The organism is Amycolatopsis sp. NPDC045836 (assembly GCF_056431745.1).
In genome coordinates, this window is record NZ_JBWKKF010000017.1 from 129698 (window position 1) to 142099 (window position 12402).

Below are 12402 nucleotides of genomic sequence, written 5' to 3' on the forward strand. Positions count from 1 at the left end.
CGCTCAGCCCGGCAGCCCCCGGGTCAGCTCTCCCAGCAGCCGCCACGTCCGCAGCTGGTCCGTGGTGCCCACCAGATCGGACTGGGTGAGCACCACCTCCGTGGCCCCGGCGTCGAAGTAGCGCCGGATCTCCGCGGCCACCAGCTCCTCGTCGCCCGCCACCGCCAGCTCCGCCGCCTTCGACGCCCCGCTCAGGGCCACGATCCGCTGGTAGGAGGGGATCGAGTCGTAGAAGGCGGTCTGCGTGGCGAACCGCTCCCGCGCGGTCTCCAGGTCGTCGGTGACCACGCCGGGCAGGGCGGCGATGATCCGCGGCGCCGGGCGTCCGGCCGCCTCGGCGGCCGCGGTGATCGACGGCACGATGTGCTCCGCCAGCGCCCGGGGCCCGGCCAGCAGCGGCAGCGTGCCGTCGGCCAGTTCGCCGGTGACGCGCAGCGCCTGCGGCCCCATCGCGGCGACCACCACCGGCACCGGTTCCGCACCCGCCACCTTGGCCGGCATCGGCGGCTTCGCGGTGAAGAGGTCCCCGTCGAACGAAGCGGTACCGGTGTCGAACACCGAGCGCACCACGGTCAGGAACTCCCGCAGCCGCGCGATCGGCCGGTCGTGCGGGAGGCCGTAGACCGGCTCGGCGAACTCCGGCGCGCCCAGCCCCAGGCCCAGGGTGAAGCGCCCGCCGGTGGCCGCCTGCGCGGTCTGCGCCTGCGACGCGACCAGCAGCGGGTGCCGACCGGCGATCGGCACCACGGACACCCCGACCGAAAGCTCCGGCACCGCCCGGCCGACCACGGTGGCCAGCGTGATCGAGTCGTAGCTGAACAACTGGCCGAACCAGGCCGAGCGCACCCCGGCCGCCGCCGCGCGGCGGGCCTGGCCGACCACGTCGTCCACGGCGTTGACCGCACCGGCGGCCGGGGCGATGGCGGTTCCCAGTCTCATGACCGGCCCAACCCGCGCGAACCGGCCGGGATTCCCGGCGGGCTCAGAGGAACCGGTGCCGCACGATGGTCTGCTCGCGGCCGGGGCCGACGCCGATCGCCGACATCCGCGCCCCGGACAGCTCCTCCAGCCGCTCCACGTACGCCCGCGCGTTGGCGGGCAGGTCCTCGAAGGTGCGGCAGTCCGACAGGTCCTCCCACCAGCCGGGCAGCTCTTCGTAGACCGGCACCGCGTGGTGCACGTCGGTCTGCGTCATCGGCATGTCGTCGGTGCGCACGCCGTCGACCTCGTAGCCCACGCACACCGGCACCTTCTCCAGCCCGGAGAGCACGTCCAGCTTGGTCAGGAAGTAGTCGGTGATGCCGTTGACGCGCACCGCGTACCGGGCGATCACCGCGTCGAACCAGCCGGTGCGGCGGGACCGCCCGGTGGTCACGCCGAACTCGCCACCCGCCTTGCGCAGGTTCTCGCCCGCCTCGTCGTGCAGCTCGGTCGGGAACGGCCCGGAGCCCACGCGCGTGGTGTACGCCTTGAGGATGCCGAGCACCGTGGTGATCCGGCCCGGCCCGATGCCGGACCCGGCGCTGGCACCGCCGGAGGTCGGGTTGGACGAGGTGACGAACGGGTAGGTGCCGTGGTCGACGTCGAGCAGGGTGCCCTGCGACCCCTCCAGCAGCACGGTCTCGCCGCGCTCCAGCGCCTTGTTCAGCTCCAGGCGGGTGTCGGCGATGCGGTGGGCGAACTTCTCCCCGGCCGAGAGCACCTCGTCGGCCACCTGCTCCGGCTCCAGCGCCTTGCGGTTGTAGACCTTCACCAGCACCTGGTTCTTGAACTCCAGTGCCGCTTCCACCTTCTGGCGCAGGATCTTCTCGTCGAGCAGGTCCTGCACGCGGACGCCGACGCGGGCGATCTTGTCCTGGTAGCACGGCCCGATGCCGCGCCCGGTGGTGCCGATCTTCTTGGCGCCGAGGTAGCGCTCGGTGACCTTATCGATGGCCACGTGGTAGGGCATGATCAAATGCGCGTCGGCGGAGAGGAGCAGCCGCGAGGTGTCCACCCCGCGGGCTTCGAGCCCGGCCAGCTCGTCGAGCAGCACCCCGGGGTCGACCACCACGCCGTTGCCGATGACGTTGGTCACGCCGGGGGTGAGGATGCCGGACGGGATGAGGTGGAGCGCGAAGTCCTGCCCGTCCGGGAGCACCACGGTGTGCCCGGCGTTGTTGCCACCCTGGTACCGGACGACCCACTGCACGCGGTCGCCGAGCAGGTCGGTGGCCTTCCCTTTGCCTTCGTCGCCCCATTGGGCACCGATGAGCACGATGGCCGGCATGTGACACTCCAGGATGTTTCGGCGACAAGGACTTGGCGCTGGTAAATGCCGGTGCATGACTGTAACGGAGGACTCGGGCGTGCGTGGAGTGGTGCTGGTTTGCGGGCCCGGCGCGCCGGATTTCCCAGCCATCGAGGGGCTGACCGCCCACCGGCTGCCCGCCCGGCCGGGCAAGGCCGAGGTGGACCCGCTGCTGCCGGGGGCCGAGCACCTGGTGGTCGCCGGGACCGACGCCGACCTGGCCGCGGTCGTGTTGCGGCTGCTGCGGAAGGAGCGGCTGACCGCCACCACGGTCGGCTTCGTGCCGCTCGGCGGTGAGTCGGAGGTGGCCGCGGTCTGGGGGCTGCCGGCGGAGCCGGCGGCCGCGTTGCGGCTGGCCGTGCGCGGGGACGTCGACCCGGTGCCGCTGATCCGCGACGACGCGGGTGGGGTGCTGATCGGCCGCGGGGAGATCGGCCCGGTCCAGGGCGTCGGTTACTGCGACGACCAGGTCGCCCTGCGGGGCCGCGCGCGGTCGATCGTGGTCACCCCGGACACCGAGGGCGGGGCCGGGCTGGTCGTGCGGGTGACCAGGGGCCTGCTGTTCCGGCGGCCGGTCACCTACTACGGCCGGGCCTTCCAGCTCGGCTGCATCCCGGCGGTCCCGGTCTCCGACGGCGTGCCGTACCCGCGCGAGATGAAGCGCTGGACCTGGTACCGGCACACCGAGGACCTGCGGCTGGTGCGCGGGCTGGCCTGACGCCAGACGAAAGTGCCTACTGTTCACCCGGGGGCGTTGCTAGCTTCACCCTTGTCAGTCAAGGTCAGAAAGTTCCCAACAGCTGATCGAGAGGCAACAAGGTGAGCCTGCACCGCCGCACCGCACTGGCCGCGCTCGGAATCTCCGCCCTGCTCGTCGCGGGGTTGCCCGGGGTCGCCGCCGCCGAGCCGCCGAACATCCCGAGCGCGGGCACCGCGCAGACCCAGCTGGGCGAGCTGACCGTGGCACCCGACGGTTCCCAGGACGGGTACGACCGCGACAAGTTCCCGCACTGGAGCGACCAGGGCGACAGCTGCAACACCCGCGAGGTGGTGCTCGAGCGCGACGGCACCGACGTGGAGACCGGTACCGACTGCGCGGCCACCGGCGGCAGCTGGTTCAGCCCCTACGACGACGCCACCTGGACCGACGCGTCCGATGTGGACATCGACCACGTGGTGCCGCTGGCCGCCGCCTGGCGCACCGGCGCCGCCGACTGGACCGACGCCGAGCGGGAGCGGTACGCCAACGACCTCGACGCGCCGCAGCTGATCGCCGTCACCGACAACGTCAACCAGGAGAAGGGCGACAAGTCGCCGGAGGCCTGGAAGCCGCCGTCGACCGGCTACTGGTGCACCTACGCGCGCATGTGGATCGGCGTGAAGCACAAGTGGGAGCTGACCGTCAACGACGCCGAGAAGGCGGCCCTGTCGGACATGCTCGATCGCTGCTAACGCAACCTGGCGATGATCTCCGGGGCGTGCCCCTGCAACCGCAGGACACCGCCGACGGTGAATTCGGTGAGCAGGTCGATCAGCGCCTCGGGGTCGGGCGCCGAATCGTCGTCCCAGCGCAGCCCGACCAGCGCTTCGGTCATCGCGAAGTACATGGCCACCAGCGCCTTGTCGGTCCGGCCGGACTCGACCCCCTGCGCGGCCCACCGGGCCCGGCTCGCCTCGGCGTAGCTCGTGGCGAGCCGGGCCCGCACGCGGTTCAGCGCCGGGTCACCGGCGCGTTCGGCCTGCTGCAGCAGCGGTAGCGCGTCGGGGTGGTCGGCGACGAAGGCGAACATGGCGGCGTAGTTCGCCCGCGCCCACACCCGCAGCTTCGGCTCCGAGGTGTCCAGCGCGGGCCTGCCGACCTCGGCGTGCACCAGTTCCTCGGTGGCCCGCACGGTCTCGGCGAAGAGCTCCTTCTTGCCGCCGTAGGTCTCGTAGACGGCCTGGCGGGTCACCCCGGCCTCGGCCGCGATCTGCTCCACGGTCGCCGCCTGCGGACCGCTCTCGGCGAACACCTTCCTGGCCGCGCCGAGGATCAGCGCACGCTGCTCGCCGACCGGCAGCTTGCGCGGCCTGCCCACCCGCCTTGACATGTGCGCCACCTCACCCCGAACATATTTCCGACACAGTCGTCGGAAAACCCGCGCAGCTCAACGGGGAGCCACCTTGCGCCGATCACCCAGCCGTGCGTTCGCCACGGTCCTGTCCGCCCTCACGCTCACCGGCCTGGTCACCTTCGCCGCGGCACCGGCGAGCGCGGAGTCGTTCTACGACCCGCCGTCCCCGCTGCCCGCCGGCGACAACGGCGACATCATCAAGCACGAACCGGCCGAGTTCTTCATCGACCCGGTGAAGCTCGTCAAGGCACCGGCGAAGGTCCAGCGCATCATGTACCGCAGCCGCGACACGCACGGCGAGCCGATCGCGGTCACCGGCACCGTGCTCACCCCGCACCAGGCGTGGAGCGGTGGCGGGGACCGGCCGATCATCAGCTACGCGGCGGGCACCCAGGGCGTCGGCGACGACTGCGCGCCATCGAAGGCGATGGCCGCGGGCATGGAGTACGAGGGCCCGTTCATCGCGGGACTGCTGGCCCGGGGTTACGGCGTGGTGGTCACCGACTACGAGGGCCTCGGCACGCCGGGCACGCACACCTACGCCAACCGCGAGTCGCAGGCGCACACCGTGCTGGATGCGATCCGGGCGGCACAGCGGCTCGACGCCGCCAACCTGCCCGACGCCGGTCCGGTCGCCATCGCCGGCTACTCACAGGGCGGCGGCGCTTCCGCGGCGGCGGCCGAGTTGCAGCCGTCGTACGCGCCGGAGCTGGAGGTCAAGGGCGCCTACGCGGGTGCGGTCCCGGCGGACCTGGCGGCCGTGGCGAAGAACCTCGACGGTGCCTACGCGGCGGGCTTCCTCGGGTACGCGCTGCTCAGCATGGACGCAGCCTACCCGGAGCTGAACATCCGCGGGGTGCTCAACGACAAGGGCAACCGGCTGCTCGACGAGGTCGCCACGCAGTGCACCATCGAAGCGATCGCGGCGCACGCCTTCACCAGGTCCACGACGCTGACCAAGGACGGCAGGCCGCTGGCGGACTACCTGGACGAGGAGCCATACGCGTCGAGGCTGGCCGAACAGCGCATCGGGGACCGGAAGCCCGCCGTGCCGATGCTGGTGGTGCACAGCACCCTCGACGACATCGTGCCGTACGCGCAGGGTCGCGAAATGGCCCGCGACTGGTGCGGCCAGGGCGCGAAGGTCCAGTTCAGCAGCTCCTTGGTCCCGACGCACGTCGGCGGTGCCGTACGAGCCTTCCCAGAAATGTTCCTCTGGCTGGAAGGCCGCTTCGCTGGCAAACCAGCCCCCGCCAACTGCGGCTGGTTCTAAACGCACCGCACCCAACGCGCGGCCGGACACCCGAACAAACGCAACCCCCACACCCCACCACCCAACCCGCGGCCGGGCACCCCAACAGAGACAGCCGCCCAAACCCCACCACCCAACGCGCAGCCAGGAGCACAAACAGGAACAGTCACCCAGGCCCCCAACGCGCGGCCGGAAACGCAACAAGCGCAGCTACCCCACACCCACCCAACGCGCAGCCGAACACCCGAACAGGAGCAGCCGCCCAGACCCCCCACCCCGCCCCGGTCCACCGCCAAAACACGGCGAAGACCCCGATGTCAAGGCATCTTTCCCGCCTTGACATCGGGGTCTTCGCCGTAGTCACAAGGAAAAACCGGGGCGGATCGCCGAACTCAAACCAGTCCCGTAGCCTCCGCCGCCGCCGGATCGGAATCAGCCAGGAACGTCCGGCACCGCTCGTACTCCTCCGTCTCGCCGATGCGCTGCGCCGCCTTGCCGAGCACCGCCAGCGCCCGCAGGAAGCCCTGGTTCGGCCGGTGCGCCCACGGCACCGGGCCGAAACCCTTCCAGCCGGCGCGGCGGAGCTGGTCGAGGCCGCGGTGGTAGCCGGTGCGCGCGTAGGCGTAGGCGGCGACGGTCTCGCCGTTCTCGAACGCCTTCTCCGCCAGCGCGGCCCAGGCTTCGCTGAAGTCCGGGTGCTCGGCGGCGACCTCGGCGGGATCGGTTCCGGCGTCGAGCGCGGCCTGCGCGGCCGTGCGCTCGGGCAGTTCGGTCGGGTCGGGACCCAGCAGGTTGTGCGTCATGCGGCCATTCTGCTCGCCGCCGGGCCGGTGACCCCTACGGGTGAACCCTGGTTTCGGCCGGGTTTACCCGGCCGCTCTATCGACCGTGACCTTGACCAGGGATGATGACCTTGTGACGAAGGCAGTAAGTGCGTCTGGGGTCGCCGAACCCGACGTCATCCCGAAGAGTCCGATCGCGAAGACGAAGCTGTTCTTCCGGCTGTACTGGAAGCGCGGCGCGCCGGGGCAGCCGACCGCGCCGTGGGCGCTGAACTTCGCCTACGGCATGTGGCTGCTCGCGTTCGCGTTCAAGCTGATCGGCTCGTCGTGGGACATGTCGTGGCACTTCATGTGGCTGCGCGACGACCTGGCCCCGCCGCACCTGATCAACACCGTCGGCACCGGCATCGTGGTGGTGCTGGTGGCCATCCACAGCTACACCGGGCTCGGCTGCGACCGGCGCTCGCTGCGGCTGATGCAGGCCGGGACCGTGGTGTTCCTCATCGCCGGGCCGCTGGACGTGCTGAACCACCGGGTCAACGGCCTCGACCTGACCGCGTGGAGCCCTTCGCACCTGCTGCTCTACATCGGCACCGGGATCATGCTGGCCGGCGCCATCGACGGCTGGCTGAAGACCTCGCCGCCGGGGCGGACGCGCTCGCTGGTGCTGACCGGGCTGTGGTTCTTCTTCCTGGAGAACACCTTCTTCCCGAACGGCCAGCAGGAGTACGGCATCCTGGAACTGCGCTCCTGGGAGCGCGGTGAGCCCTACGCCGAGCCGACCCTGCTGGAGTTCGCCGCCGAGCAGATCGGCCGCCCGGTGGACCGGGCCGCGGTGATCCACTTCGCGCTGCCGATCGAGGACTGGGTGTACCCGGTCTGGGGCGTCGGCGTGATGGCGCTGATCCTGGCGGTGGCGCGGCACACGCTGCGCAAGCCGTGGACCGCGACCACGGTGGCGGTGGCCTACGTGGCCTACCGCGCGCTGATCTGGCCGCTGCTGCTCGGCGCCGGGTTCCCCACCTCGACCGTGCCGTTCTACCTGGTCTTCGTCGGGCTGGCGGTGGACCTGGCCTACCGCATCGGGCGGGGGCACCGGCTGCTCACCGCCGGGGTCGGCGGCCTGCTGGTGACCGCCTTCGGCTACGGCGCGCTGTGGCTCCAGTCGCAGGTGCGCCCCTGGCTGCTCGGCGACGCGGTGACCGAGTCGGCGCCGCCGGTGGAGTACCTGACCATGCCGCTGGTGCTGGCCGGCGTCGCGGTCCTGTGGGCGCTGGGCGGCCCGCTCGCGCAGCGGCTGAACACCGTGCGCAAACCCGCCGACGCCGTTCCGGACGCGGTGGTCTGACAAAAAGCGGAGGCGGCCCCGGCAGGGGACCACCTCCGCTTTTCGCGTCCTTACTTCAGCCGCTGCCCCGCCGACTTCAGCGACTCCGCCGCCTCCACCACGCGGGCGGCCATGGCGCCCTCGGCGACCTTGAGGTAGCTGCGCGGGTCGTAGACCTTCTTGTTGCCCACCTCGCCGTCGATCTTCAGCACGCCGTCGTAGTTCTTGAAGAAGTGGTCCGCGATCGGCCGCGAGAAGGCGTACTGGGTGTCGGTGTCGACGTTCATCTTCACCACGCCGTACGACAGCGCCTCGTGGATCTCCTCCAGCAGCGAACCCGAGCCACCGTGGAACACCAGCTCGAACGGCTTCGACCCGGCGGGCAGACCGAGCTTCTCGGCGGCCACCGCCTGGCCGTTCTTGAGCACCTCCGGGCGCAGCTTGACGTTGCCCGGCTTGTACACGCCGTGCACGTTGCCGAAGGTGGCGGCCAGCAGGTAGCGGCCCTTCTCCCCGGCGCCGAGCGCGTCGATGGTCTTCACGAAGTCGCCGTCGGCGGTGTACAGCTTGTCGTTGATGTCGTTGGCGACCCCGTCCTCCTCACCGCCGACCACGCCGATCTCCACCTCGAGGATGATCTTCGCGGCGGCGGTCTTGGCCAGCAGCTCCGCGGCGATCTCCAGGTTCTCGTCCAGGTCGATCGCCGAGCCGTCCCACATGTGGGACTGGAACAGCGGGTTCTCACCGCGCTTGACCCGCTCGGCGGAGACGTCGATCAGCGGCCGGACGAAGCCGTCCAGCTTGTCCTTCGGGCAGTGGTCGGTGTGCAGGGCCACGTTGATCGAGTACTTCTCGGCCACCACGTGCGCGAACTCGGCCAGCGCGGTCGCGCCGACCACCATGTCCTTGACCTTCTGCCCCGACGCGAACTCCGAGCCACCGGTGGAGAACTGGATGATCCCGTCGCTCTCGGCCTCGGCGAAACCGCGGATGGCGGCGTTCAGGGTTTCCGAAGAGGTCACGTTGATGGCGGGATAAGCGAACTCGTTCGCCTTGGCCCGGTCCAGCATTTCCGCGTAGACCTCGGGGGTGGCGATGGGCATCGTTGGTCCTCCTCGAAGCAGGGTTCGCCGTTCAACGCGCATCTTACGAGGGCCGGGCGAAGCTCCCACCGGCTAGCCTGATCAGGCGAAAAGGGGGTCTGCGATGCGGGTTTTCGGGTCCTGGCGCGACTGGGCGTCAGCGGCGGTGGCGCTGGGTGAGGTGCTGCCCGCGGAATCGGTCCAGCTGCTGGGAAGGGCGTACGAATTCGCCGCCGCGCACCACGGCGACCAGAAGCGCCCGGCGGGCGAGCCGTATCCGTGGCACCTGCTCGAAGCGCTGGAGATCGCCGTCGACGCCGGGGTCCGCGACGAGGCCGTGCTGACCGCGGCCCTGCTGCACGACGTGGTCGAGGACACGCCGTGCAGCCTGGGCGAGGTGCGTGCCGAGTTCGGCCCGCAGGTCGCCGAACTGGTCGACTGGGTGACGAAGTCCGGTTCGCGCGAGAGCTACCTGAGCCGGTTCGTCACCGCGCCGGAGGAGGTGCTGGCGATCAAGCTCGCCGACCGCTACAGCAACGTCCAGCGGCTGCACACCCATCCGCGCCCGGCCAAGCAGGCCGCCTACTACGCCGAGACCGTGCGGTTCTTCCTGCCACTCGCCGACCGGCTCCCGTACTTCCGGGACCGCTTCGCCGAGTGGCAGGAGAACTACGCCTACTTGGCGAGCTGAGCCAGCGCCTTCAGCGCGGGCAGCGGGTCGTCGCCGAGCGCCTGGATGGCCACGTGGTCGGCACCGGCGTCGAAGTGCGCCCTGAGCCCGGCGAGGAGGTGGTCGGCGTCGCCGTGCAACGCGAGCGCGTCGACCAGCCGGTCGCTGCCCTCACCCGCCACGTCCTCGTCGGTGAAGCCGAGCCGCTTCAGGTTGCTCGTGTAGTTGCGCAGCCCGAGGTAGAACTTGACCATCGCGCGGCCGGTGGCGCGGCCACGGGCGTCGTCGGTGTCCAGCACCACCTTGTGCTCGGCGACCAGCAGCTTGTCCCCGATCAGCTCGCGGGCCTGCCGGGTGTGCTCCGGGGTGGTCAGGTAGGGCAGCGCGCCCAGCGTCCGCTCGGCGGCGAGCTTGAGCACCTTGGGGCCGAGGGCGGCCAGCGCCCGCGCTTCGACCGGCACGTCACCGGCGTCGAGCTGGTCGAGGTACTCGACGATCTTGTCGTACGGCTTCTGGTAGACCTCCGTGGCTTCCGGGTGCCCGATGCCGACGCCGAGCAGGAACCGGCCCGGGAAGCGCTGCTCGATCCGCTGGTAGGAGCGGGCCACCTCGGTGGCGTCCGCGGACCACATGTTCACGATGCTGGTGGCCACCACCATCGAGTCGGTGGCGGCCAGCAGCTGGTCGACGATCTCCAGGTCGGCGGGCGGCGAACCACCGATCCACCACGTCCCGTAGCCCAGTTCCTCCGCCTTGGCGGCCAGCTCCGGGGTGGTGTCCCAAAGCGGCCGCCAGACGCCGATCTTGCCGAGTTCGAATGCCATGCCGGTGCCAACCCGGACGGTGACAGGTTCATTCCACGCCGTTGCTACCGATGAGTAGCCTACTGGCAGTAAGTTGAGGTACGGTCCCGGACGAGAACTCGACGAGGAGGCACCATGGCTCGCAAGGTCAGCGGAAAGGTCGTGCTCATCACGGGCGCGGCGCGCGGAATCGGCGCCGGGCTCGCGGAGCGGCTGGCGGCGCGGGGCGCGAAGGTGGCGCTCGTCGGCCTCGAAGGCGCGGAGCAGGCGAAGGTGGCCGAGCGCATCGGCTCCGCCGCGCGGTCCTGGGAAGCCGACGTGACCAGCTGGGACGCGCTCGAACGCGTCACCGGCGAGGTGGTCGAGCACTTCGGCGGCATCGACGTCGTGATCGCCAACGCGGGCATCGCCACCACCGGTTTCGTCCGCTCGGTCGACCCGGCCGCCTTCGAGAAGGTGATCGAGGTGGACCTGCTCGGCGTCTGGCGCACGTTCCGGGTCACCCTGCCGCACGTCATCGAGCGCAAGGGCTACCTGCTGGCGATCTCCTCGCTCGCCGCGATCACGCACGCCCCGGGCATGGCGAACTACGCGGCGGCCAAAGCCGGTGTCGAAGCGTTCTCGAACAGCCTGCGGGCCGAGGTCGCCCACCTCGGCGTGAAGGTCGGCGTCGCGCACCCCACCTGGATCCGCACGGACCTGGTGGAGAGCGCCGACGCCCACCCCGTGTTCGGCAAGCTCCGCGCCGGCATGCCCGGCCTGATCGGCAAGACCTATCCGCTGTCCACCGCGCTGGACTGCCTGGAAGCAGGCATCCTCCGGCGCGGCCGGACCATCCACGTGCCGCGCTGGGTCGGCGCGCTGAAGCTGATCCGGGCGTTCCTGCCGCCGATCATCGAACTCGGCTCGCGCTCCCGCGTGCCGTCGGCGGACAAGCTGGCGCTGGAGGACATCGCCGCCCGCGGGGCCAGGGAAGCCTCGGTCACCGGCCACGGCGGCCGGGCCGCCACGACCGGCGTCTGAGGCGCTACTGGCCGGGCAGCCAGGCCCCGATCTTCGGCTCGAAGCCGCGGACGCTGCGCTCGGCGACCGCGCCTTCGAGGAAGTACGGGTCGCGGTCGATGATCTTCTGCAGCGCCTCTTCGTCCTCGGCCTGGTAGAGCGTGATGCCCCCGGTGCCGTCCGCCAGCGGACCGCCGAGGGCCACCACGCCCTGCTCGGCCAGATCGGCCAGGAACGCCCGGTGCGCGGGCCGCACCTCGGCGTACTTCTCCTGGACGTAGCGGATTTCGACGAGGAACCAGGCCATGACGCCTCCGGATGCGATATCTCAGGGTCGGGACAGTGGCACCGCCTGGCCAACCCGATACGCTTTGTCTGCGTGTTGCTGGTGTGATCAGGCAGGCGCAGCAAACGGTAACCGACCCGGCGAGTTCTCCCGGGTACGGGCGGAGACCAGCAGGGGACGGGCGGACCATGCACGAGGCGAGCGCTGAGCAGAGCGTGGAGCGCACGCTCGGCCACCTGCGCGCGGTCGACGGACCGGCGGCGTCCCCGCCGCCCGCGGCGCCGCTGACCCTGGAGGACCTCTACCGCACGCACCGGATGCGGCTGGTCCGGCTGGCCATCCTGCTGGTGGACGAACCGGCCACCGCGGAGGACGTGGTGCAGGAGGCGTTCACCGGGCTGCACCGCAACTGGGGACGGCTGCGGGACGCCGCGGCCGCGGTTGGTTATTTGCGCACCGCCGTGGTCAACGGCTCGCGCAGCGTGCTCCGCCGGCGCAAGACCGCCCGCGAGTACGTGCCGCCGCACGCGGTCAACGCGCGCTCCGCGGAGAGCCTGGCGATGCTGTCCACCGAGCACCAGGCGGTGGTGAACGCCCTGTCCAAGCTGCCGCCGAGGCAGCGCGAAGTGCTGGTTCTCCGTTACTATGGCGGACTGTCCGAGGCGGAGATCTCCGAGGCCGCAGGCATCTCCAAGGGCACCGTGAAGTCGACCGCGAGCCGGGCGCTGGAGGCCCTGCAGCGGGCGATGCAATCCCCCAACTAGCCCTGGTGGCGCGTCCTCGAACGGCGTATC

Annotated in this window: 14 protein-coding genes; 7 read left to right on the plus strand and 7 right to left on the minus strand. The window is 70.9% G+C overall.

Translation table 11 applies throughout. From position 1 onward, the window contains the following. Positions 1-3: 3 nt before the first annotated feature. Together AC07EG_RS29670 and AC07EG_RS29675 are read right to left on the minus strand one after the other, a co-directional pair. Complete coding sequence (locus AC07EG_RS29670) at positions 4-939, minus strand: TIGR03564 family F420-dependent LLM class oxidoreductase (RefSeq protein ID WP_478256502.1); 936 nt, start codon at positions 937-939, stop codon at positions 4-6. Between the two features lie 43 nt (positions 940-982). Then, positions 983-2269, minus strand: coding sequence for an adenylosuccinate synthase (locus AC07EG_RS29675; RefSeq protein WP_478256503.1), 1287 nt, complete (start codon positions 2267-2269; stop codon positions 983-985). A gap of 55 nt (positions 2270-2324) precedes the next feature. On the opposite strand from AC07EG_RS29675, the gene AC07EG_RS29680 reads away from it, so the two are divergent. Together AC07EG_RS29680 and AC07EG_RS29685 are read left to right on the plus strand one after the other, a co-directional pair. Continuing rightward, on the plus strand, positions 2325-3008 hold the full coding sequence (locus AC07EG_RS29680) for a hypothetical protein (RefSeq protein WP_478256504.1): 684 nt from the start codon (positions 2325-2327) through the stop codon (positions 3006-3008). Between the two features lie 101 nt (positions 3009-3109). Further along, complete coding sequence (locus tag AC07EG_RS29685; RefSeq protein WP_478256505.1) at positions 3110-3742, plus strand: HNH endonuclease family protein; 633 nt, start codon at positions 3110-3112, stop codon at positions 3740-3742. Here the strand turns inward: AC07EG_RS29685 and AC07EG_RS29690 are convergent. Then, positions 3739-4380 carry a TetR/AcrR family transcriptional regulator gene (locus AC07EG_RS29690; protein ID WP_478256506.1) on the minus strand — a complete coding sequence of 214 codons (642 nt, stop codon included), beginning with the start codon at positions 4378-4380 and terminating at the stop codon, positions 3739-3741. The genes AC07EG_RS29685 and AC07EG_RS29690 overlap by 4 nt on opposite strands. Positions 4381-4513: 133 nt before the next feature. On the opposite strand from AC07EG_RS29690, the gene AC07EG_RS29695 reads away from it, so the two are divergent. Then, a complete protein-coding gene (locus tag AC07EG_RS29695; protein WP_478256543.1) occupies positions 4514-5677 on the plus strand; it encodes an alpha/beta fold hydrolase in 1164 nt (387 codons plus the stop codon). Between the two features lie 371 nt (positions 5678-6048). On the opposite strand, the gene AC07EG_RS29700 is transcribed toward AC07EG_RS29695, so the two are convergent. After that, the gene (locus AC07EG_RS29700; protein ID WP_478256507.1) at positions 6049-6459 is read right to left on the minus strand and encodes a DUF3151 domain-containing protein; all 411 of its coding nucleotides are present in this window, start codon (positions 6457-6459) and stop codon (positions 6049-6051) included. A 112-nt stretch (positions 6460-6571) separates the two neighbouring features. On the opposite strand from AC07EG_RS29700, the gene AC07EG_RS29705 reads away from it, so the two are divergent. Next, positions 6572-7786: a hypothetical protein gene (locus AC07EG_RS29705; RefSeq protein WP_478256508.1), complete on the plus strand. Its 1215-nt coding sequence runs from the start codon at positions 6572-6574 to the stop codon at positions 7784-7786. A gap of 50 nt (positions 7787-7836) precedes the next feature. On the opposite strand, the gene fbaA is transcribed toward AC07EG_RS29705, so the two are convergent. Continuing rightward, a complete protein-coding gene (fbaA, locus tag AC07EG_RS29710) occupies positions 7837-8868 on the minus strand; it encodes a class II fructose-bisphosphate aldolase (RefSeq protein WP_478256509.1) in 1032 nt (343 codons plus the stop codon). A gap of 103 nt (positions 8869-8971) precedes the next feature. Between fbaA and AC07EG_RS29715 the strand changes: the two genes are divergently transcribed. Then, positions 8972-9538, plus strand: a complete 567-nt coding sequence (locus tag AC07EG_RS29715) for an HD domain-containing protein (RefSeq protein ID WP_478256510.1) — start codon at positions 8972-8974, stop codon at positions 9536-9538. Here the strand turns inward: AC07EG_RS29715 and AC07EG_RS29720 are convergent. Further along, the gene (locus tag AC07EG_RS29720) at positions 9523-10341 is read right to left on the minus strand and encodes an LLM class F420-dependent oxidoreductase (protein ID WP_478256511.1); all 819 of its coding nucleotides are present in this window, start codon (positions 10339-10341) and stop codon (positions 9523-9525) included. The genes AC07EG_RS29715 and AC07EG_RS29720 overlap by 16 nt on opposite strands. Positions 10342-10455: 114 nt before the next feature. Here AC07EG_RS29720 and AC07EG_RS29725 point away from each other — a divergent pair, with 114 nt between their 5' ends. Then, entirely contained in the window at positions 10456-11343 is an 888-nt protein-coding gene (locus tag AC07EG_RS29725; protein WP_478256512.1) for an SDR family oxidoreductase, read from the plus strand. Positions 11344-11347: 4 nt separating this feature from the next. Here AC07EG_RS29725 and AC07EG_RS29730 read toward each other — a convergent pair whose 3' ends face one another. Then, the gene (locus AC07EG_RS29730) at positions 11348-11629 is read right to left on the minus strand and encodes a YciI family protein (protein WP_478256513.1); all 282 of its coding nucleotides are present in this window, start codon (positions 11627-11629) and stop codon (positions 11348-11350) included. A 167-nt stretch (positions 11630-11796) separates the two neighbouring features. Between AC07EG_RS29730 and AC07EG_RS29735 the strand changes: the two genes are divergently transcribed. Then, complete coding sequence (locus AC07EG_RS29735) at positions 11797-12372, plus strand: SigE family RNA polymerase sigma factor (RefSeq protein ID WP_478256514.1); 576 nt, start codon at positions 11797-11799, stop codon at positions 12370-12372. Positions 12373-12402: the final 30 nt, after the last annotated feature.